Source organism: Cupriavidus plantarum (assembly GCF_905397285.1).
GTDB lineage: Bacteria > Pseudomonadota > Gammaproteobacteria > Burkholderiales > Burkholderiaceae > Cupriavidus > Cupriavidus plantarum.
The window spans coordinates 1-21,137 of sequence record NZ_CAJPUX010000001.1; the positions used below are offsets into that span (position 1 = coordinate 1).

Here is a 21,137-nt window from a genome sequence, read left to right on the forward strand (position 1 = left end):
ACGGCGGTTTCCAGGGACGCGTGCTGCGCGACGGCGATCGCCTGCCCGTGGGGCGCGTGGGGCTGGCGAGCGAGCAGGACTGGCTCGGCGTGGCCGCGCCCGCATGGTCGCGGCCGGTCAATCGGCAGGGCGATGCCTGGGTCGTGCGCATGCTGCCCGGTCCCGAATACGAAGACTTCGAACCCGCGTCGCAGGCCGCGCTGTGGGAGGCGGAGTGGACCATCACGCCGCAAAGCAACCGCATGGGCCTGCGCCTGCAGGGGCCGTCGCTCGCGCGCCGGCCGGAGCGCAGCGCCGACCTGCTGTCGCACGGCGTGGTGCCCGGCGTCATGCAGGTACCGCCCGCAGGCCAGCCCATCGCGCTGATGAGCGATGCGCAGACCACGGGCGGGTATCCGAAGATCGGCGTCGTGATCGGCGCGGACCTGTGGCGTCTGGCGCAGGTGCCGCTGGGCGCGGCAGTGCGCTTCATGCAGGTGTCGCTGGAAGAGGCCGCGGCCGCGCAGGCGGAAGTGGACCGCTATCTGCGGCAGATCGATCAGGCCCTGCGATGGCAGGGCGACGGCATGGTCATCGCCGCGCGGCGGCGGACCCAGACGCGCGCCGTGGCGTAACGGACCTGGCGGACCCGGCCGGACACGCGCGCGCTTCCCAAGACAATCCAAGACCCTCGCAGGAGAACCCCATGGAAATCGACCTCAACGCCGACCTCGGCGAAGGCTGCGGCAATGACGAAACGCTGCTCACGCTGATCAGCTCGGCCAACGTCGCTTGCGGCTGGCACGCGGGCGATGCCGCCACGATGCTGCAGACCGTGAAATGGGCGATCGCCAACGGCGTGGCGATCGGCGCGCATCCGAGCTTTCCGGATCGCGAGAACTTCGGCCGCACGGAAATGCAGCGCGACCCGGAGGCCGTGTACGCCGACGTGCTGTACCAGATCGGCGCGCTCGATGCGATGGTCCGCGCGCAGGGCGGCCAGCTCGCGCACGTGAAGCCGCATGGCGCGCTGTACAACATGGCGGTGCGCGATGCAAAGCTGTGCGAGGCGATCGTGCGCGCGGTGCGCGACTACAACCCGAACCTCGTGTTCTTCGGCCTCGCCAACAGCCAGATGATCGACATCGCCCGCGCCCACGGCCTGCGGGTGAAGGAAGAAGTGTTCGCCGACCGGGGCTACAACCCCGATGGCACGCTCGTCAAACGCGGCACGCCCGGCGCGCTGCACGATGACGAGGAAGTGGCCTTGAACCAGACGCTGAGCATGGTGCGCGAGCAGCGCGTGCGCGCCATCGACGGCAGCTGGGTCCCCATCCGCGCCGAAACCGTGTGCCTGCACGGCGACGGCGCTCACGCGCTTGCGTTCGCGCGCCGTATCCGGGAACGGCTCGGCTCGGAAGGCATTGCTGTACGGGCTGGCGTCTGAGGGATATTCCCCGCAGGCTGGCATAGATCCACCTCACTCCATATCTGGTGTCCTTCATGGAATCAGCTGTCAATCTTTGGCCCCTGCTCGGGGTCGGTGTCATCATCATCGGCTTCGTGCTGCGGTTCAACCCGATGCTCGTGGTCGCGCTCGCGGCCATCGCCACGGGTCTGGCCGCATCGATGCCGGTGATGCAGATCTTCACCGCGATCGGAACCGCCTTCGTCAAGGCACGCAACCTGCCCCTGATTATCCTGCTGCCGCTCGCGGTCATCGGATTGCTCGAGCGCCACGGCCTGCGCGAGCACGCGCAGGCATGGATCTCCCGGATCGCCTCGGCCACGGTTGGCCGCCTGCTGATCGTGTACCTCGCGGTGCGTGAGCTGACCGCCGCTGTCGGCCTGACCAGCCTGGGCGGGCATCCGCAGATGGTGCGTCCGCTGCTGGCCCCGATGGCCGAAGGTGCCGCCGAGAACCGCTTCGGCCAGTTGCCGGAACCCGTGCGCCAGCGCGTGCTCGCGTTCTGCGCCGCCACCGACAACGTCGGCCTGTTCTTCGGCGAGGACATCTTCGTGGCGTTCGGCGCCATCGCGCTGATGCACACGTTCCTGCTGTCGTCGAACATCGACGTGGAGCCGCTGCACATCGCCGTGTGGGGCATTCCCACGGCCATCTGCGCCTTCCTGATCCATGCCGTGCGCCTGAAGCGCCTGGACGGCTGGCTCGCGCGTGAACTGGCCGGCCGCTCGGCTGTGCCGCCCAATGCCACGCCCGCCGCCGCTGGCAAGAGCGAATAACGGGAGCCGGACATCATGATCGTATCCATCGACTATCTCTACTGGCTCGCGGGCCTGGTGCTGGCCATCACGGCACTGATGACGTTCACGGACAAGACGCATCCGCGCCGCCTGTCCACGGGGCTGTTCTGGCTCCTGTACGCGATCATCTTCTTGGTCGGCGACAAGATTCCGCCGGCCATCGTCGGTATCGCGGCCGTCGTCATGGCGCTCATCGCCGGCTTCGGCGGCGTGGGCCAGGGCAAGCATGGCAGCCTGCCCGAAGCGGAACGCCGCGCGAGCGCCAGGCGCCTTGGCAACAAGCTGTTCATCCCGGCGCTGCTGATTCCGCTCGTGACGGTGCTCGGCACGGTGTTCTTCAAGGACGTGAAGATCGCCGGCCTCGCGCTGCTCGACCCGAAGAATGTCACGTTCGTGTCGCTCGGTATCGGCTGCCTGATCTCGCTGGCCGTCGTGTGCTGGCTCACGCGCGACACCGTCACGCAGGGCGTCAAGGAATCGCGCCGCCTGATCGAGTCTCTCGGCTGGGCCCTCGTGCTGCCGCAGATGCTCGCGATGCTGGGCCTCGTGTTCGCCGACGCGGGCGTGGGCAAGGCCGTCGCGCACCTCACTACCGCTTACATCAACATGGACTACAAGCTCGTGGCGGTGGCGGTGTACTGCATCGGCATGGCGCTGTTCACGGTGATCATGGGCAACGGCTTCGCGGCATTCCCCGTGATGACGGGCGGTGTTGGCGTGCCTATCCTTGTCGGCATGTTCCACGCGAACCCGGCGGTGATGGCGGCCATCGGCATGTTCTCCGGCTACTGCGGAACGCTGATGACGCCGATGGCGGCAAACTTCAACATCGTGCCGGCCGCGCTGCTCGAGCTCGAAGACAAGAACGCCGTGATCCGCGCGCAGGTGCCGACCGCGCTCGGCATCCTGGTGGCCAATATCGTCCTGCTCTACTTCCTGATGTAACGAGGCAATGCCCATGCGCACCGTACTGCTTACCGGCTTCGAGCCGTTCGACAAAGAACCGGTCAATCCGTCGTGGGAGGCGGTGCGCGCGCTCGATTGGCAGCGCATCGGCGACGACCCCGCGCGTTCGGCGATCATCGTGGCGCGTCAGTTGCCGTGCGTGTTCGGCGCGGCAATCTCCGGGATGGTCGCGCTGCTCGACGAGCTCAAGCCGGACGTGGTGATCGCGGTCGGCCAGGCGGGCGGTCGCACGGAGATGTCGATCGAGCGGATCGCGATCAACGTCGACGATGCGCGCATCGCGGACAACGCGGGCGCGCAGCCGATCGATACGACGATCGCTACCGAGGGACCGGCCGCGTATTTTTCCACGCTGCCGATCAAGGCGATCACGCGCGACCTTCGGGAGGCGGGTGTGCCGGCGATGGTGTCGCAGACGGCGGGCACGTTCGTCTGCAACCACGTGTTCTATGGCCTCATGCACGCGCTGGCCCAGCGGGGGCATGGCGGGCATGGCGGCACGCGTGGCGGCTTCATCCACATTCCCTATCTGCCGGAGCAGGCCGCGCGTCATCCGGGCGCGCCGAGCCTCGCGCTGGATACGCTGATCGCGGGTCTACGCGTTGCGGTGGCGACCACGCTCAATACGGCGGCCGACGTCCGCGAGCAGGGCGGCCAGCTTCACTGAGCCGCGTTATTTCGGCTCACGGCGTTATTTCGTCTCGTGACGTTCCGTGGCCGCGGCCACCGCGCGCGCGGTGGCGCGGCGCTGCGCGCGGCGCTGCAGCTTGCGGCGCAGCGTGACCTGCTCCAACCGCCAGATCACGTAGCAGAAGGCCAGCAATGGCCAGAACCAGCCGAGCCACTGCGCCAGGCTGTTGAAATGGACGAAGCGGCCCATGCGCCAGCCTTGTTCGGAAATCCACGCATAGGGGTTCGACGGCAAGACGTTGGTCAGCACGACCAGCGTACCCAGCGCCAGCATGGCCAGCGTCGCCCGCAGCCAGCGCGGCAGTCGCAGCAGCAGCACGAGCAGCAGAGAGCTCGTCAGCAACGCGAACCGTCCGCCTTCCGATAGCCAGTTGAACGAGTTGTCGTCGGGGAACTGCAGTTCCGCCACGGCCGCCTTGATCAGCAGCGCCGAGGCCAGCAGCCCTGCGAGAATGCGAAGCATCGGCGCGCTGCGCCGCATCGCCAGCGACGCGAAGAGGCCCGTGCCGACCCAGCTGCTGGCGGTGACCAGCGTCTCCAGCAGCAACTGGCTCTGCATGTCGTCGGGACGCAGGCCGACCGAGTCCTGCCACGTCAGCAGCATCGGAAAAATGCCCTGCAACCATTCCATCGGCCAGGAATCGGGATCGGTCAGCCACTCGCGCACGATGCCGCCCATGCCGAACAGATGCTCCTGCGGAAACACCTGCGCGAACGGCCATAGCAGCAACAGGATGATGGCGAAGCTCGCATGGGGCTCGAACCACGCCATGCGCAGCCGCGTGAGCGTGCCCCGGTCGATCAGCGCGCTGCTGAACGGCGCGATGACGGCCGCGCCGAGCAGCGCGCCCAGGGCATTGGTGATCAGGTCGATATTCGACGGGATGCGATTGGGCAGCCATGTCTGCATCGCCTCCATGACCGACGACAGCAGCGCCCCGGAAATGAACGCGAGCAGCGTGGCCCGCGCGCCTGAAATGCGCGGATGCAGCGCCAGCACGACCAGCGCGCCGAACGGGCAATAGCCAAGTACGTTCGTCAGCAGATCGAAGTCCGTGATGTAGCGCGGCTTCGGCGCCGTCAGGTACGCGAACGGGGAGATGCCATTGTTCACCCAGCCGGAGAACGGATACAGGCTGGCATAGACGACAAGCAGCGTGAAGCAGATGAGGCCCACGCGCGCGAGCGGCGAATGGCGCGGCAGCCAGCCCTCGAGTTCGGGCTGGCGGGGATAGCGCGGCGGGCTGGGCGGTGGGGCGGGCGCGGGCTTCGCCATGGTCGATGCGGGCGGTATCTCCTCCGTGTACGGCGAGGGGCGCGGCGAGGGGCGGGCGCGTTTAATGCGCCGCGCCCGGCCGCACCGAGGGGGCCGCAGCGGGGGAAACGGAAGGCGACACGGGCGCCGACATGACAGGTCTCGGCGCCTCCGCCACCGGCATCGTGGTGCCCGGGAACAGCGGCGCGGCGCTGACCGTCGTGCCCGGCGGGCCCGGATCGATCGGCAATGTGGCGACCCAGTCCAGAATCGCGGCGATCACGGCATCGCTGCTGGCCGCGAGCGCGCGCACGCCACCGGCGCCGTCGGCCGAGGGCGCGGGCTGTTCCGCGACGAACGTCTTCTGTCCGATCTGGCCCTTCTGGTACACGGTCACGCGCGCGCGCACGACGCCGCGGCTCGATGTCGGCGTGTCGAACACCTGCTCGAACGCGAGCAGATCGACGCGCATGCCGGGCGCCGACGCATCGCGGATCCAGCCGAGCGCGCCGCGCGCGGACACCGCCTCGCGCAGCCGGTCGTCGAACAGGCGCGGCGCGGGTTGTACCCATCGCTGCGTGGAATAGGCCTGCAGACGCTGCGGCTGCGAATACTGCAGCCGGTAATAGAGCTGGCTGCCGTCCATCCAGTCCGGCCCCTCGGTCTGCGCCACGCGCATCTTGGGCAGCGGCGCGGGCGGTTGCGCGGGCGCGGCCGCGAGCGGGCCGAGATCGTACGTCGTGGACGGCGGGTTCGACGAGAGCACGCTGCAGCCGGTCAGCAGCAGCGGGATCGCGAGCAGCGCCACGGACGCCGCCAGCGGCAGGCGGCGTGCGGCCATGGCGAGGGAACGGGTGAGCGGGGCGGCGGTGGTCATGACGGAGGACTCTCGAAGTCGGTTCATCGGTCGGCGCGCGCGAAGGTGAGCCGTAATGCGGGCGGTGATGAGGGCCTTAATGCGTGCGGCAAAGCTTGCCATGGCGCGTGCCGGGGCCAGCAAGCGGGCGTCGCGCGGATCATGGCGTCTTGAAGCCGGACTCGCCCGGGCCCGGCGTGGGCGTCGGGCCGCCGAACAGCACGCTGTTGGGCTGATCCCCGAACGTGCCGGCCGCACGGTCGATGCTCCGCACTGTCTGGCGCGCATCGCGCGCGAGGCCGTTGATCTGCGGCAGCGTTTCTTCGTTGATGGTACTCGCGGCCGCCTGCACGGCGTCCGCGGCCACCTGCAGGTCGGTGCCGACCTTGTTCACGGTGCGCATCACGGTGCCGTTGGGGCTGGCGAGTTCGTCGGTCATGCGGCGCGCGGAGGCGAGCGTCGCGTTGAGGTTATCCACGGCCTTCGGCAGTTTCTCCGCCGTGGGCTGCAGCGTTTTGGCGAGCTTCGAATAATTTTCGGCGGTCTCGTGCATCGACTTGATCGTCGCCATCAGTTCGTCGCGATTGGTGGTCTGGAACATCTCGTTCAGCGACGACATCAGCGTTTCGGTCTGCGTCAGCAGCGAGTCGCCGCGCTTCTCCAGTTCCTCGAAGAAGCCCGGACGCATCACGATGCGCGCGGGCTCGCGCGCGGACGTGCGCAGCGGCGGCGACGCCTGACCCGCGCCTTCTTCCCGCGCGGTGTCGTCGAGTTGCACATACGCGATACCCGTCACGCCCTGAAAGCCCAGCGTGGCATACGTGGTGCGCGTGATCGGCGTGTCCTGGTTCACGTTGATGCGCACGATGATCTGGCCCGGCACCTGCGGATCGAAGCGGATCGACACGACCTTGCCGACATCGAGGCCGCGATACTTGACGTCGGCCTGCGGGCCGAGGCCATTGACGGTGGACCGCGTGATGAGGTCGTAGGGCACCCGCACCGCGTGGTCGCTGCTGAACCAGAACACCGAGAACAGCACCAACACGGCCAGGCCGATCGTGAAGACCCCCGCGAGGAAGGCGTTCGATTTGTTTTCCATCAGGCTTCTCCGTGAGGCGGTACTTCCAGCGCCTGCATCGCTCGCTGGGCGCGCTCGCCCAGGAAATATTCTTTGATGAAGGGGTGATCGACCTTGATCACCTCGGCAATCGGCGCGGCCGCGAGCACCTTGTGATCGGCCAGCACGGCCACGCGATCCGACAGCGCCACGAGGGTGTCGAGGTCGTGCGTGATCATCACGACGGTCAGGCCGAGTTCCGTGTGAAGCTCGCGAATCAGGGCGACGTAGTCGTCCGAAGCCATCGGATCGAGACCGGCGGTGGGCTCGTCGAGGAACACGAGCTCGGGCTCGAGCGACAGGGCGCGCGCGAGCGCCACCCGCTTGATCATGCCGCCCGACAAATCGGACGGCATCTTGTCCGCGTCGCGCGCGGACAGGCCGACCAGTTGCAGCTTCAGCAGCGCCGCCTGGCAGATCAGGTTGTCCGGCAGCGCGCGCAGCTCGCGCATCGGCAAGGCGATATTGTCGATGACCGACAGCGCGGAGAACAGCGCGCCGCGCTGGAACTGCAGCCCCCAGCGGTTGCGGAGCGCCTGCAGCTGCGCGGGACGCAGCGAGGCGGGCGTCTCGCCGAAGACCTTGATCGTGCCCGACGTGGGGCGTTCGAGGCCGACGATCTGGCGCAGCAGCACGGTCTTGCCCGTGCCGGAGCCACCTACGATCGACAGCACTTCGCCGCGATACACGTCGAGGTTGAGCCCGTCGTGCACTACGGCATCGCCGTAGCGCTTGACGAGGTTGCGGACCTCGATGATGGCCTCGCCTGCTTTGGATGGCGCGTTCATAACCCGACATCCTTGAACAGGATCGCAAAGATCGCATCGGCGACGATCACGATGGTGATCGACGTGACCACGGATGCGGTCGTCCCCTCGCCGAGGCTCTGCGTATTGGGTTTGATGCGCAGGCCGAAGTGGCACGCGGTCAGCGCGATGAGCATGCCGAACACCGCGCCCTTGCCGAGACCGAGCCACAGGTTGGCGACAGGCACCGCATCGGGCAACTGGCGCAGGAAGTACGAATAGCTGATGTCGAGCTGCAGGCGCGCGGCCGTCATGCCGCCGAACAGCGCCAGCAAGTCGGTCCATGCGACGAGCAGCGGCATCGATATCGCCAGCGCGATCACGCGCGGCATGATCAGCCGGAAACCGTGGGAGATGCCCATCACGCTCATCGCGTCGAGCTCCTCGGTCACGCGCATTACGCCGATCTGTGCGGTGATGGCGGACCCCGAGCGCCCCGCGATCAGGATTGCGGCGAGCACGGGTCCGAGCTCGCGGATCACGGCCATGCCAAGGATGTTCACGATGAACGTGCTGGCGCCGAACGTCCGTAACTGGTTGGACGACAGGTACGACAGCACGATGCCGATCAGGAATCCGACCAGCGCCGTGATGCCGAGCGCCTTGTAGCCGATGCTGTAGATATTCGCGGAAATCTCGCGCCAGGGGCCGCGCTGGGGCGCGCGCGCGAAGCGGAGCAGGTCGAACGTCAACTGGCCCAGCATCGTGACGCCGTTGGCGAGCTGCATGATCGTCGACAGGATGCCCGCGCCGAACACGGTAATCGGATTGAACCGATCGACCATGCGCTTCTTCCAGCCGTCGGTCTTGAGCCCGGCGATGCGGTCGAACACCCGGCGCTGGCCGTCGTCGGCGTCGAGGTGCGTGGGCAGCTTGCCCTGCCAGGCCTGCCAGATCAGTTGTCCGCCGATATGGTCCAGGCGGCCGACCCCGGCCAGCGACCATTCGGCGCTGTCGGGCGTGGCCGCGAGCGATTTTAGCTGGGCGCGCAGGCCGCGCGCCCCGCCGCAGTCCGCGAGCGCGAGCGCGGTCCAATCCCCCTGCAGGGAGATCCTGCAGGTTCCATCCTGGCGCTGGATGTCGATGGCGGGCGTCGTCGGGCGATCCAAATGAAATACCGGCGATGTGATGGTTGAGCCCCGGAGGGTGAGTCCCGATTCTATGCTACGGATCGGGATGTGGCGATGAGAGTTCCTCTGACACGCGGAAACACGGTGATTCTCCATGAGCACGGCTACAATGCTCGCTCTCCGGCCTCCGGCCTGCCTTTCCGCACCGCGGCGTCCGCCTGCTCATGTCCGATCTGCTCCATTCCCCTGCTTCCCGCGAATCGTCCACCGGGCCACGGCCCTGGCGTATCGACGCGGCCGCCCTGCGCGAGGCGCTCTCGGGGCCCGCGCGGGGCTGGGCGGTGGAAACGGTCGAGTCCACGGGTTCGACCAACGCGGACCTCGTGCATGCGTGCCGCATGGCCGAGTGGCCCGCGGACGGGGCGAATGGCGTGCAGGTCCGGCATACCTATCTGCAAACCGCCGGCCGTGGCCGGCAGGGGCGCCCGTGGAAGCAGGGCCAGGCCGGCCTGACATTCTCGGTGGCCCTGCCGCTGCCGCTTGTACCGGCCCGCCTGGCCGGGCTGAGCCTCGCCGTGGGACTCGCGGTCGCCGAGGGCATCGACGATGTCGCGGCGGCAACCCGCCCCGACGCAGGCGAAGTCGCCCGGCGAACCTCATCGCCCGTGCAGCTCAAATGGCCCAACGACCTGATGGTCGGCGGTCGGAAGCTTGCTGGCATCCTCATCGAAACGGTGCCTGCGGGCGCCGGCCGCGTCTGGGCCGTCGTCGGCATCGGCCTCAATCTCGTGCGCGACACGGAAGCGGAAGCCGCGCTCGGCCGCGCGCTCGCGGGTGTGGCGGAGGTGGTGCCGGGCTTCGACGTCCAGCGCGACGCGACGCGCGTGTTCGCCGCCGTCCTCGATCGGCTTGCCGCGATGCAGGCCGTGTTCGTCAGGGAAGGGCTGGAACCGATGACCGCCCGCTGGTCCGCGCGCGATGCCTTCCGTGACGAACCCGTGCGTTTGCTTCAGGACGGCCAATTGATCGCGGAGGGTCTTGCGCGCGGCGTCGACGCGGAAGGGCATCTGCTGCTGGAGACCGACGCGGGCCTTCAGCGCGTGACGAGCGGCGAGGTCTCGCTGCGCGGAGCCGTGGCATGAGCGCGCTGCTGATCGACATCGGCAACACGCGGCTCAAGTGGGCGTGGTGCACCGCGCTCGAGGCGGATCCGACCGTGGCGCGGCCGTGGCAGTTCGATGGCGCGATCGCCCACGAAGCCCCGGAAGCGGCCAGCGATTTCGGACAGACCGTCGAGGCATGGCGCGCGTTGGCGTCGGCGGGGGCGCAGGTACCGTCCGTCTGGATCGCGAACGTGGCGGGCGAGGGCGCCGCCGCGCGCGCGACGGCGCTGGTCACACAGGCGTTCGGCGACGCCGCCGCGCTGGAATGGGTACGCACGGCGGCCGTGTTTCAGGCGCCGCTTCAGGCGCCGTATGGCGATCTCATCAACGGCTACCGCGAGCCCACGCAACTCGGCGTGGACCGATGGGTCGGCGCCATCGGGGCGCATCGCCGATACCCCGATGAAACGCTGCTGCTCGTCACTGCGGGCACCGCGACCACGCTCGACATCGTTTCCGCTCACGCGGATGCCGCTGGCCCCCACGCCGCGCGTTTCGAAGGCGGCCTGATCCTGCCCGGGCTGGCATTGATGCTTGGCTCGCTCGCCCGCAACACCGCCCAGCTTCCGTCGCTGGAAGGCGTGGACGCCGCCGCCGCGGCGCGCGTGGCGTTGGGCGCGGACAACACTCACGACGCCATCGCCGCAGGGTGCCTTGCCGCGCAGACCGGCGCGATCGCCCAGACATGGCGTGCGCTGGCCGCGCGCGGTCCGGTGCGCTGCGTGGTGTCGGGCGGCGCGCGTCATGCGCTCGCCGGCGCGCTCGCGATGCCGTACGAGTTGCACGATAATCTGGTGTTGCTCGGGCTGCACGCCATCGCGCTGCAAGCCTGAGGTTTCGTCTTCATCCCAACGACACCTCCCCGATGCCGAACAAGGGCCTGACCGTCTCGCTGCTGATCCTGCTGGTCGTCAACGCGCTGCTGATCGCCGCCGCGTCGGGCGCGTTCGGCCCCGAGCCGCTGGCCGGCTGGATGGAAAGCCCGCGCGAGCCCCAGCGGATGGAGCAGCAGGTGCGCAGGGAGCGCATGGATATCGTGCCGGCGAGCGAACCGGCTGCAAGGCCGGGGAGCGGGAGCGCCCCGCGCGGCAGCCTCGGCGCCACAGGCGCGGCCGCCACGCGGCTCGTCGCGGCCGCGACGGGCGTCTGTCTCGAAATGGGCGGCTTCACGGCCACCGGCGCGCGGCGCGCGACGGAGGCGCTTGGCGACGACGTTCTGGTGGAGGCCTTCGAACGCGAACAGCAGGTCCGTTGGTGGGTGCATCTGCCCGCGCAAGCGACGCGCGAAAACGCGGATCGCAAGCTCGCGGAACTGCGCCGCCGCAATGTCACGGACGTGGCGGTGGTCAGCAGCGGCGCATCGGATGCGCGGCAGTCGTTCACGGTGTCGCTCGGCCTGTTCCATGAGCGCGAGCGCGCCGAGCGGTATTTGGAGATGCTGCGCGCGCAGGGTGTCCGCACGGCACTGATCAGCGACGCCCCCCGCGCGGTGCCGCGCCAATGGCTGCGCGTACGCCGCGTCGATGACGCGTTGCGGGCAAGGCTCGAGGAAGTCAGGCAGCGGCTTGGCGCGGAAGACCTGCAGGCCTGCGCCCTTGCCAGCTGATTAGCGCTGCTGGCGGACCTTCGTCAGCAGCTTCGTGGTGGAACGGTCGTGGAGGAAGTCGATCGCATACGCCTCGCCGCCCCAGCTGCGCACCAGACGCGTTTCTTCCAGCGTATCGATGTCGTAGTCGCCGCCCTTGACGTAGATGTCGGGGCGCACCAGCCGGATGAGTTCGACCGGCGTCTTCTCGCGAAACATCGCCACCAGATCGACCGAACCCAGCGCCGCGATCAGCGCCATGCGGTCGTCCTGCTGGTTCAGCGGCCGGTCGTCGCCCTTGCCGAGCATCTTCACCGACGCATCGCTGTTGACGCCCACCACGAGGCTGGCGCCCATTGCACGCGCCTGCGCAAGGTAGGTCGCGTGACCGCGATGGAGGATATCGAACACGCCGTTCGTGAACACGACGGGGCGCGGCAGCGCGGCGACGGCGGCCTGCAGCGCGGCCACGTCGTCCGCGGGAACGACCTTGGATTCGAAAGCGGGAGCGGTCATGAGGGAACGAACGCGGGGGCGGTTACGCGCCCTGCAGGCTTGCGTTCAGTTCCTTGCGGTACCGGTTCAGGTCCTGCACCGAGTCGAACGTGCGTTCGAACAGCAGCGACATGTTGTGCAGGATGCGTTCGATGACCTTCTTTTCCCAGCCTTCGTCGAAGCGGATCTGCTCGTCGAGCCAGTGCTCGAGCCAGTCCGGATCCGGCAGGCGCGACTGCACGGTGTCGTTCGGGAACAAGGCCTTGTTAACGTGCAGGTTGGTCGGGTGCAGCGGCTTTTCGGTGCGGCGCGCCGACGCCATCAGCACGCCGATCTTGGCGAATGCCGCGCGCGCGCTGTCGCCGAACTGGGCCAGGTACTTCTTCATGTAGCGCAGGTAGGCGCCGCCATGGCGGGCTTCGTCCTGCGACAGCGTGCGGTAGATGTGCTTGATCACCGGTTCGGTGTGCCACTCGGCGGCACGACGGTACCAGTGGTTCAGGCGGATCTCGCCGCAGAAATGCAGCATGAGCGTTTCCAGCGGCGGCGCCGGATCGAACTCGAAGCGCACGGCGTGCAGTTCTTCCTCGGTCGGCACGAGGTCCGGGCGGAAGCGGCGCAGGTACTCCATCAGCACGAGCGAATGCTTCTGTTCCTCGAAGAACCAGATGCTCATGAATGCCGAAAAGTCCGAGTCGTGCCGGTTGTCGCGCAGGAACATCTCCGTCGCCGGCAGTGCCGACCACTCCGTGATGGCGTTCATGCGAATGGTCTTGGCCTGGTCGTCGGTCAGCAGACTGGCGTCGAAGTCATCCCAGGGGATGTCCTTGTCCATGTGCCAGCGGACCGATTCCAGCGATTTGAACAGTTCGGGGTAGAGCATGGTAAGCCTTTGAAATTACGGGCGGATTCTACCAGATGGGAATCATTCTCGAATCTTTTCTCTCATTCCTTTGTAGCGGTAAAGCGAGGGATTGCAACTGCGGATTACGCCATTCGCCTGTTTGACTTGACAGTGATGCCAGACGGAAGGTTCAAAGTGCCGGAAGTGCTATGCGGCCTGTGATGCGTCGGGCTGCCGGGCCGGCGGCGCCTGCTCGAACCGCCGATCGTTCGCGGGCAGCACGCCGTAGAGGAAGGCCGCGAGTTCGTCGGCCTGCGCCGCCGCATCGCGCTCGCCGAGCGCGAGCAGGGCCTGCGTGAAGGCGGGTTCGAAGAGCAGATAGCTCGCGAAAGCCGCGCCGCGGGCTTCGGTACCGCCAAGCGGAGCGATCAGCGCGCGCACGGTGCGCGGCAGCCGGTCGACATACGCCGCGGCGATGGCCTCGATCGGCTCGCTCGGGGAAATCGTCATGACTTCGACGGGACGCCAGCCCTCCGCGTCGCCCGCCACTTCCGGCATGCGCGCGAGCAGCCGGTTGATATGCAGCAGACGTTCGAGGTCGGCCTGCAGGCCGTCGAGGAAAATGCTCGCGAGCGCCTGCCCGCCGACCTGGGCCAGCGAGGGATAGCCGCCCGCGGGCACCGTGTCGAACCATCCGGAAGTCTGCCCCGGGCGAGCCCCGGAGGCCGCGCCGATAGCGAGGATGCGTGACGCGCCCAGATGGATGGCCGGGGACAGCGGCGACATCTGCCGCATCGTGCCATCGCCGAACCATTCGTGATGGCCTTCGATCTCCAGCGGGATCGACGGGAACAGGAAAGGAATGGACGAGGACGCGAGCAGGTGGTCCACGCCGATGCGCGCTTCCACGGCCATGCGCTGGCTGCGATGCCACGGATGGATGCGCCGGTGCGATTGGTAGAACGTGACGTGGCGACCGGTCGAATAGGAGAGCGCCGTGACCGCGAACGCGTTGAGCACGCCGGCATCGAGGCTGGCCTGCACGCGGTCGCCGTCGAACAGTTCGCCGAGCATGCCGCCGAGCGGCGTGTTGTCGAACAGCGCGCGCGGGGCCCGTCGCGTGGCCCAGCCGAACGCGAGCGAGGACAGCCAGCGCGCGCCGGACGCGCCGACGCGCAGCACGTCGGTCCGGTAGACGTCGTCCGCGTGGATGCTGTGCCAAAGCGCGGCGAGGCTGTCGGCGGCCGCCTGGAAGTCGGCCGCGCCGATCGCGAGTCCCGCGCCATTGATTGCCCCGGCCGACGTGCCCGCGAGAATGCCGAACGGCAACGGTGCGTGCGCGATGCCGTGCCGCGCGGCAATGCGCGCGATACCGGCGAGTACGCCCGCCTGATACGCGGCACGCGCGCCGCCGCCCATCATGATTAGCGCGGTCTGCTGGCGCCGCGTGGTTGTGGCGGCCGGCGGGGGAACGGGCAGGGGCGACGGTGCGGTCACGCGCTGTCGTCCTCGTTCGGGGCGGGCGGCACCGGGTGCGCCGACGGCGTTGCGCCCTGCTTCGCCGCCGTGCGGGAAGGCTTGGACGCAGCGGTCTTCTTCGCCGTGGCTGGCTTGCTGGCGCCCTGGTTTGTGCCTGTTTTTGCGGCCTTTTTTGGGGCCTTTGTTGCGGCCTTTGTTGCGGCCTTTTTCGGGGCCTTTTTCGCGGCCGGTTTTGCCGCCGTGGCCCGCTTGCCCGCGGGCTTCCCGCCTGCCGCTGATGTTGTCGCTGCCTTGGGGGAGGCGTCCGGCTGCGCGGGCTGGCCCATGCCCGCGCCCGGGCTTACGGCGCCGAGGTTGCCGAACGGCACCATGCTGGCCGCCGCCGCGCTGCTCGCGATCTGGTTGAATTGCTGCTGCAGCAGGTTCCACCATAGCGAGGCATTGGGAGGCAAAGCGTGAGTCCCCGCATCGGCGGCGGAGCCACCGGGAGACGCATCGCCCGCCTGCGCGTCGTCGGGCAGCGCCTCGGTGTTCTCGTCGTCGCCTTCCGTGTCGGCGGCGGCCGCCGTCCCCACATCTGGCGGATATTCGATGTCGCCGTCATCGTCGCCATCGTCGATCTCATCTTCCACGTCGGGCTCCGGCGCGCGCGTCGGCATCGTGAACGCCGCATGATGCGGCGTCGCGCTCGGCGCGTTGGCCGCACGCGCGACGTTCTCCATCGCGCTCTGCATGGCATCGGGCGAGAGCGCCTTGCCGAAGGTCTGCAGCGCGACGAGCGTCGCGCGCTGGACCTCCAGGCCCTGGATGGTCGTGCGCAGCAGGTTCGTGTTGAGCTGCAGCCAGCTCTCGACGGCCTTGAGGTCGTGGATGCGCTTGTCGACCTCGTCGAGGTCCATCGGCGGCGTCATCGCCTGCAGCCCGGGCATCAGGCCGCTTGGCATGCCGCTGCCCGCGCCCCACAGGTTGCGCAGGAACTCGAAGCCATTCGTGAAATCGGGAATCTGTCCGAACATGGTCATGCACTCCCTCAAGGCAGGTTGATGACGGGGACTACCTGAACTCCGGTGGACGCTTCTGGCGCAGGCTCGCCACGCCTTCGTGCACGTCGGGTCCGGCGAACCCCATGAACTCGAGCGCGAGCGAGGTATCGAACGCGGGGCCGGCCATGCGCAACCAATTGTTCAGCGCGTACTTGGTCCAGCGAATCGCGGTCTGCGAGCCCGCCGCGAGCCGCCCGGCCACTTCGAAGGCCTTTGCGACGAGCGCGTCCTCGTCCACCACCAGCGATACCAGTCCGATCCGTTCGGCTTCCTCGCCGGTGACCGACTCGCACAGCATCAGATAGTACTTGGCCTTGGCCATTCCGCACAGCAGGGGCCAGACGATGGCCGCATGATCGCCCGCCGCCACGCCAAGCCGCGTGTGGCCGTCGACGATACGCGCGCCGCGCGCGGCGATCGAGATATCGGCAAGGAGCCCCGCCACGAGTCCCGCGCCGACGGCGGGGCCGTGCATCGCGGATACCACGGGCTTGTCACAGTTGACGAGGTTGTAGACGAGGTCGCGCGCCTCCTGCCAGACGCGTGTGCGCGTGGCGAAGTCGCTGGCCATTTCCTCCACGAGCGCGAGGTCGCCGCCCGCCGAGAAGCCCTTGCCCTCTCCGCGGATCAGCGCCACGCGGATATCGGAATCCGCGGAGATGTCACGCCAGATCTCGGCCAGCTCGCGATGCATGCTGGCGTCCGCCGTGGCGAGCTTGCCGTTGGCCGACTGCCCCGCGCCCATGACGATCTCCAGGATCGGTCCATGCCGGCGCAGCGTGAGCGCGCGATAGCGCTCGAAGCGCGGGGGAAGGGTTTGTTCTGCTGCGTCCATCGTTGTCTCCGTTGTCGTTATCGTGAGCGATGGGGCGCGACCTCAGCGTGGTGAAACCGCCTGGTCGATGGCGCCGAAGATCGATTGGCCCTGCGCGTCGAACATCTCGATGCGCACGGCGTCGCCGAACTTCATGAACTCGGTCACGGGCTTGCCGCCTTCGATGGTCTCGATCATGCGCTGCTCCGCGATGCACGCATAGCCCTTGCTGCGATCGACGTTCGAGATCGTGCCCGAGCCGACGATCGAGCCCGCGCGCACATTGCGCGTCTTGCAGATATGCGCGATCAGCTGTCCGAAGTCGAACACCATGTCCGTGCCGCACTCGGGCGCGCCCACCTTCTTGCTGTTCCAGTGCACGATCATCGGCCGGTGCACGCGCCGCTCGCGCCAGGCGTCGCCGAGTTCGTCGGGCGTGACCGCTACCGGCGAGAACGCGGTGGCCGGCTTGCTCTGAAAGAAACCGAAACCCTTGCCGAGCTCGGCGGGAATCAGGTTGCGCAGCGAGACGTCGTTCGCCAGCATCACGAGGCGGATGGCCTCCGCGGCCTGCTCGGGCGTCGATCCCATGCGCACATCGCCGGTAATCACGGCGACCTCGGCTTCGAAGTCGATGCCCCACGCCTCGTTAGGGCAGACGATGTCGTCCTGCGGGCCGATGAAGTCGTCGGAGCCGCCCTGATACATGAGCGGATCAGTCCAGAACTCGGCGGGCATCTCGGCGCCGCGCGCCTTGCGCACGAGCTCGACGTGGTTCACATAGGCGGAGCCATCGGCCCATTGATACGCGCGTGGCAGCGGCGCCATGCAGTCCTTCGGCGCGAACGGGAACGGGTGTCGCGCGCGACCCGCGTTGAGCGCTTCGTAAAGGTCCTGCAATTGCGGCGAGTAGAACGTCCAGTCGTCGAGCGCGGTCTGCAGCGTGCTGGCGATGGCGGTGGCGAAATGCGCGGTCTTGAGGTCGCGGGAGACGACCACGAGCTGGCCGTCGCGGGAGCCGTCCTTGAGGGTGGCGAGTTTCATGCGAATATCGTTGGCATTGCGGGATGAGCGGTAGTGTAACGGAGCGCCCGGTTAGAATTGGCCAATCCTCCTTCATCGCTTCGCCATGACAGAATCGGCCATGACCGACCCGGACGCCGACGATTCGAAGACGCGCGCGGGCATACAGTCCATCGAAGTCGGATTTCGCCTCCTGCAGGCCCTTGCCGCGTCGCCGCGCGCGATGATGCTGCGCGACCTTGCCGCCGCCGCCGACATGCCGCCGGCCAAGGCGCACCGTTATCTCGTCAGCTTTCAGCGGCTCGGTGCCGTGACGCAGGACGCCGTCAGCGGCCGTTACGATCTCGGACCCTTTGCGTTGCAACTCGGCCTCGCGGGTCTGAACCGGCTCGATCCGCTGCGCAAGGCGCGGCCGCTACTGTCCGCATTGCGCGACGAGCTCGACCACACCGCGGGCATCGCGGTCTGGGGCAATCAGGGGCCGACCATCGTGCATTGGGAAGAGTCGAGCCATCCCGTCACCGTAAGCCTGCGGCTTGGCGACGTGATGCCGATGCTCAATTCCGCCACGGGCCGCCTCTATGGCGCCTACCTGCCGCGCCGGCAGACGCAGCCGATGATCGACCGCGAACTGTCGCTGCGGCGCACGGCGCCCTCGTCTACTTCTTCTCCCTCGTCGCTGACCGAATACGATGCCATCTGCGCGGACGTGCGCGCGCACGGCGCGGCCCGCACGCTCGGCGGCGTGCTGCCGGGCATCAACGCGATCTCGGTGCCGGTGTTCGATGCGAGCGGCCATCTCGCGCTCGCGCTGATCGTGTTGGGCGCGGAAAGCGTATTCGATGCAGAATGGGGCGGTGCGATCGACCGCCGCGTGCGCGATATCGCCCAACGGATCTCTTCGGAACTTGGCTATCTTGGCGGCAACCCGCCGGCCGACGTCGCCGGCTCCTCCCGCATCGCCTGAACGGCGCGCGCGCCGGCGCTGGCGCTGGGGCGCGGTCATCGCCCTCGTGCTCGGCCTGCATGCGCTGGTGCTGCTGGGGCTCGTGCGCATGCCGCTGCCCGCGTTGCCGGACATGCCCGACGCGCCGACGCTGCAAGCGATCCTGCTGCCCCCGCCGCCGCCGCCTTCGATCGCGCAGCCCCAGCCCCAGCCCCAGCCCCAGCCCCAGCCCTTGCCCAGACCGCGGGCCGCGCCGCCATCGCCATCGCCATCGCCTCCCGCCGCTTTCAAGCCTTCGACGCAGCCATCGACCCAACGATCGACCAAACCATCGACCAAAGCAGCGCCTGAACCCGCGCCCACGCCGGCGTCGCCCGCCCCAGCGCCCCCGCTGGCGACCGCGGCGGGCGGCCAGACCACGGCGGCGACCGGTGGCGGCGCGGATGGCAACGCAACGGGGGAGGCGGGCGCAGCGGGCGCGGGGGCTGCCGGGGGCGCGGCGGCGGCGTCCGGTCCGTCCGCCGCTCCTCCAGCGCCCGCCTACGCGGCCCCGGCTTCCGCCACGCTCCAGTACTCGAGCTTCGTCAATGGCGTGCAGAACCCGGATGGACTGATCCGCTGGGAGCAGGACGGCGGGCACTACCGGCTGGCCGTGGAGACGCGCGTGCTCTGGTTCCGCTTCGCCTTCCAGAGCACGGGGGCGTTGAGCGCGCGGGGGCTAGCGCCGGAGCGGTACGAGGAGAACTGGCGCGGCAGGGTGCGCGCCACGCGTATCGACCGCGCGGCGGGCGTGGTCGCGTTCGAGTCGCGCGGCAACGAGGTGCCGCTGCCTCCGGACATCCAGGATCGCTTCAGCGTTTTCCTGCAGATCGTGGGCTGGGTGCGGGGCGATCCGTCCCGCTATGCCACGCCGGGTGTGACGGAGACGTTTCATCTGGCCGACACGAGCGATGTGGAAGCCATCCAGGTGCAATACGTGGGCGAGGACGATGTCGACATCGGCGATGGGCAGTTCCTCGCGCGCGCCAAGCATTTCGTGCGGCTTCCGCGGCGTGCCGGCGACAAACGCCGCGTGGAGATCTGGCTGGCGCCGTCGATCGGCTGGATGCCCGCGCGGTTGCGGCAGACGGAACCGGACGGCACGCAGATCGACCTCGTCTATCGCGGCGGATCCCACGAGGCGACCGCGCGCTGATCCTGGTGGGAAATTCGCAACGGATCTACAGCGTCAGCATTCCTCCGACAGCAAAATCGGCTGTTGGTGATTGTTCAAACGCTCTCCATCGCCAACCATGAAGCTATGACATCGAACAACACCACCACGAATCGCGAGAATGAGGGCGCATCTGAGGGCGCATCTGAGGGCGCATCGCCGGGTGCCCGTCGTGTGCATGTGGGCGATATCGAGGTGCGCGTCCGCGTGGACGGCACCGAGGGGCCGTGGGTCGTGCTGGTGCATGCGCTCGGCGCGAACCTCACGCTGTGGGACGAGACCGCGGCCCATCTCGCCGGGCGCTACCGCGTGTTGCGCGTGGATCTGCGCGGCCACGGCGGCAGCGATGCCCCGGTAGGGGCGTACACGATGACGCGGCTCGCGGACGACATTGCGAGCGCGATGGACGCGCTGAAGATCGCTCAGGCGCACTTTTGCGGCGTATCGGTCGGCGGCATGGTCGGCCAGACCTTCGCCGTGCGGCACGCGGAGCGGTTACTGTCGCTGACGCTTGTCGATACGATCAGCCATACACCGGTGAGCGCGCATCCCATGTGGGCGAACCGGATCGGGCAGGTGGAAGCGCATGGCATGGCGGGCGTGGCGGACGCCACGCTCCAGCGCTGGCTCACCGAGCCGTTCCGTGCGTCGCATCCAGAAGAGGTGGAACGTATCCGGGCCATGCTGCTCGGCACGCCGGAGCAGGGGTTCGTTGGGGTCGCGCAGGCGATCATGGCGTTCGATCTGGTCAACGCATTGCCACGCATCCACGTTCCCACCCTTGTGGTGGTCGGCGCGGATGACGAAGGTTCGCCGGTGGCAATGGCCGAATCGATCGCGGGGGCGATTCCGGCAGCCCGGCTCGTCGTATTACCGGACGCCGCCCACCTCGCTTTTATCGAACAGCCGCAGCGGTTTCACGAGGCGCTGGACGCGTTCCTGGGCCATGCGGCGTGCGGAGGCCAGTGTGATATCCCGTAACGCGGTTACGCGCGTTGAAACACACTGATGCGAAGGGCTCAAGAAACTTGTGCGCGTTGCCGATGCCCAAGATATGCAGGCAGGAAATAAAGAGGGAAAACAAGAGGGAGACGAAGACGTTTCGAAGCGCGCCCACCGCATGCACTTGAATCACGGGCGACTACCCTCACCTTGGAGGTGAAATCGCGGTTGTTGCGCCGACTATCGGTGCGATAGCCGCTAACCAATGCCAGGAGGTAGTGCGATGCAAATGATCTACAACAGCGACAATTATTGCATTGTCGAGTTTGGAGCAGACGTCGAGCATGCGCCCCTAGCCTCGGGCGGCTTTGAGATCGTGGACAAGAATCTGAAACGCGAGATTTTCCTCGGTGGCCAGATGGCCGAGAGCTTCCGCGCGGACGTGAAACGTCTGATTGAAAGTGAGCCTTCCGTGGAAGAAGTGGACGATTTTCTCGGCAAGTTCGACACCGTGATGAACAACCCGCTGGTCATGCATTGACGCGGGCAACGACGGTCTCGGCAAGCAGTATGGAAAAACCGC

The 21,137-nt window shown here is 67.9% G+C and carries 23 protein-coding genes; 12 read left to right on the forward strand and 11 right to left on the reverse strand.

Features of this window, described 5'->3' with window-relative positions:
• The 5 genes from KHP16_RS00005 to pcp form a co-directional block, all read left to right on the forward strand.
• Positions 1-614: 5-oxoprolinase subunit C family protein (locus KHP16_RS00005; protein WP_415926783.1), on the forward strand; the 614-nt coding region annotated here is incomplete at its 5' end.
• Positions 615-685: 71 nt separating this feature from the next.
• Complete coding sequence (gene pxpA, locus KHP16_RS00010) at positions 686-1,426, forward strand: 5-oxoprolinase subunit PxpA (RefSeq protein WP_109582393.1); 741 nt, start codon at positions 686-688, stop codon at positions 1,424-1,426.
• Positions 1,427-1,482: 56 nt separating this feature from the next.
• The gene (locus tag KHP16_RS00015) at positions 1,483-2,223 is read left to right on the forward strand and encodes a DUF969 domain-containing protein (protein WP_109582392.1); all 741 of its coding nucleotides are present in this window, start codon (positions 1,483-1,485) and stop codon (positions 2,221-2,223) included.
• Between the two features lie 15 nt (positions 2,224-2,238).
• The gene (locus tag KHP16_RS00020; protein WP_109582391.1) at positions 2,239-3,189 is read left to right on the forward strand and encodes a DUF979 domain-containing protein; all 951 of its coding nucleotides are present in this window, start codon (positions 2,239-2,241) and stop codon (positions 3,187-3,189) included.
• A 13-nt stretch (positions 3,190-3,202) separates the two neighbouring features.
• Positions 3,203-3,877 carry a pyroglutamyl-peptidase I gene (gene pcp / locus KHP16_RS00025; RefSeq protein WP_211959395.1) on the forward strand — a complete coding sequence of 225 codons (675 nt, stop codon included), beginning with the start codon at positions 3,203-3,205 and terminating at the stop codon, positions 3,875-3,877.
• A 24-nt stretch (positions 3,878-3,901) separates the two neighbouring features.
• Here the strand turns inward: pcp and KHP16_RS00030 are convergent, their stop codons facing one another.
• The 5 genes from KHP16_RS00030 to KHP16_RS00050 all read right to left on the reverse strand — a co-directional run bounded on the left by KHP16_RS00030 (position 3,902) and on the right by KHP16_RS00050 (position 9,046).
• The gene (locus KHP16_RS00030; protein WP_115953930.1) at positions 3,902-5,176 is read right to left on the reverse strand and encodes a VanZ family protein; all 1,275 of its coding nucleotides are present in this window, start codon (positions 5,174-5,176) and stop codon (positions 3,902-3,904) included.
• A gap of 61 nt (positions 5,177-5,237) precedes the next feature.
• The gene (locus tag KHP16_RS00035; protein ID WP_415831290.1) at positions 5,238-6,032 is read right to left on the reverse strand and encodes an ABC-type transport auxiliary lipoprotein family protein; all 795 of its coding nucleotides are present in this window, start codon (positions 6,030-6,032) and stop codon (positions 5,238-5,240) included.
• Between the two features lie 139 nt (positions 6,033-6,171).
• Positions 6,172-7,113, reverse strand: a complete 942-nt coding sequence (locus tag KHP16_RS00040) for an MlaD family protein (RefSeq protein ID WP_211959396.1) — start codon at positions 7,111-7,113, stop codon at positions 6,172-6,174.
• Positions 7,113-7,919, reverse strand: coding sequence for an ABC transporter ATP-binding protein (locus KHP16_RS00045; RefSeq protein ID WP_109582388.1), 807 nt, complete (start codon positions 7,917-7,919; stop codon positions 7,113-7,115). The genes KHP16_RS00040 and KHP16_RS00045 overlap by 1 nt, the downstream gene beginning before the upstream one ends.
• Positions 7,916-9,046: an MlaE family ABC transporter permease gene (locus KHP16_RS00050; protein WP_244978933.1), complete on the reverse strand. Its 1,131-nt coding sequence runs from the start codon at positions 9,044-9,046 to the stop codon at positions 7,916-7,918. Before KHP16_RS00050 ends, KHP16_RS00045 begins: the two co-directional genes overlap by 4 nt.
• A gap of 185 nt (positions 9,047-9,231) precedes the next feature.
• Between KHP16_RS00050 and KHP16_RS00055 the strand changes: the two genes are divergently transcribed.
• From KHP16_RS00055 to KHP16_RS00065, 3 genes are read left to right on the forward strand one after another with little or no spacing between them, the layout of a single operon-like run.
• Positions 9,232-10,149, forward strand: a complete 918-nt coding sequence (locus KHP16_RS00055; RefSeq protein WP_211959397.1) for a biotin--[acetyl-CoA-carboxylase] ligase — start codon at positions 9,232-9,234, stop codon at positions 10,147-10,149.
• The gene (locus tag KHP16_RS00060) at positions 10,146-11,003 is read left to right on the forward strand and encodes a type III pantothenate kinase (RefSeq protein ID WP_211959398.1); all 858 of its coding nucleotides are present in this window, start codon (positions 10,146-10,148) and stop codon (positions 11,001-11,003) included. Before KHP16_RS00055 ends, KHP16_RS00060 begins: the two co-directional genes overlap by 4 nt.
• Before the next feature lie 32 nt (positions 11,004-11,035).
• Positions 11,036-11,776, forward strand: coding sequence for an SPOR domain-containing protein (locus KHP16_RS00065; protein WP_211959399.1), 741 nt, complete (start codon positions 11,036-11,038; stop codon positions 11,774-11,776).
• On the opposite strand, the gene rfaE2 is transcribed toward KHP16_RS00065, so the two are convergent.
• The 6 genes from rfaE2 to KHP16_RS00095 form a co-directional block, all read right to left on the reverse strand.
• Complete coding sequence (rfaE2, locus tag KHP16_RS00070; RefSeq protein WP_109582383.1) at positions 11,777-12,271, reverse strand: D-glycero-beta-D-manno-heptose 1-phosphate adenylyltransferase; 495 nt, start codon at positions 12,269-12,271, stop codon at positions 11,777-11,779. It lies immediately after the preceding gene.
• 22 nt (positions 12,272-12,293) lie between these two features.
• Positions 12,294-13,133, reverse strand: coding sequence for a ferritin family protein (locus tag KHP16_RS00075; RefSeq protein WP_109582382.1), 840 nt, complete (start codon positions 13,131-13,133; stop codon positions 12,294-12,296).
• Between the two features lie 168 nt (positions 13,134-13,301).
• Positions 13,302-14,516, reverse strand: a complete 1,215-nt coding sequence (locus KHP16_RS00080; protein ID WP_109582818.1) for a patatin-like phospholipase family protein — start codon at positions 14,514-14,516, stop codon at positions 13,302-13,304.
• 71 nt (positions 14,517-14,587) lie between these two features.
• On the reverse strand, positions 14,588-15,589 hold the full coding sequence (locus KHP16_RS00085) for a PhaM family polyhydroxyalkanoate granule multifunctional regulatory protein (RefSeq protein WP_211959952.1): 1,002 nt from the start codon (positions 15,587-15,589) through the stop codon (positions 14,588-14,590).
• A 37-nt stretch (positions 15,590-15,626) separates the two neighbouring features.
• On the reverse strand, positions 15,627-16,451 hold the full coding sequence (locus tag KHP16_RS00090) for an enoyl-CoA hydratase/isomerase family protein (protein WP_211959400.1): 825 nt from the start codon (positions 16,449-16,451) through the stop codon (positions 15,627-15,629).
• Positions 16,452-16,493: 42 nt separating this feature from the next.
• Entirely contained in the window at positions 16,494-17,474 is a 981-nt protein-coding gene (locus KHP16_RS00095; protein ID WP_115953925.1) for a fumarylacetoacetate hydrolase family protein, read from the reverse strand.
• A 100-nt stretch (positions 17,475-17,574) separates the two neighbouring features.
• Between KHP16_RS00095 and KHP16_RS00100 the strand changes: the two genes are divergently transcribed.
• The 4 genes from KHP16_RS00100 to KHP16_RS00115 all read left to right on the forward strand — a co-directional run bounded on the left by KHP16_RS00100 (position 17,575) and on the right by KHP16_RS00115 (position 21,095).
• Entirely contained in the window at positions 17,575-18,420 is an 846-nt protein-coding gene (locus tag KHP16_RS00100) for an IclR family transcriptional regulator (RefSeq protein WP_121492203.1), read from the forward strand.
• On the forward strand, positions 18,371-19,594 hold the full coding sequence (locus tag KHP16_RS00105; protein ID WP_244835608.1) for a DUF3108 domain-containing protein: 1,224 nt from the start codon (positions 18,371-18,373) through the stop codon (positions 19,592-19,594). Before KHP16_RS00100 ends, KHP16_RS00105 begins: the two co-directional genes overlap by 50 nt.
• Positions 19,595-19,699: 105 nt before the next feature.
• Positions 19,700-20,593, forward strand: a complete 894-nt coding sequence (locus tag KHP16_RS00110) for an alpha/beta fold hydrolase (RefSeq protein ID WP_211959401.1) — start codon at positions 19,700-19,702, stop codon at positions 20,591-20,593.
• 244 nt (positions 20,594-20,837) lie between these two features.
• Positions 20,838-21,095, forward strand: coding sequence for a BTH_I0359 family protein (locus KHP16_RS00115; RefSeq protein ID WP_109582379.1), 258 nt, complete (start codon positions 20,838-20,840; stop codon positions 21,093-21,095).
• The last annotated feature ends 42 nt before the right edge of the window (positions 21,096-21,137 follow it).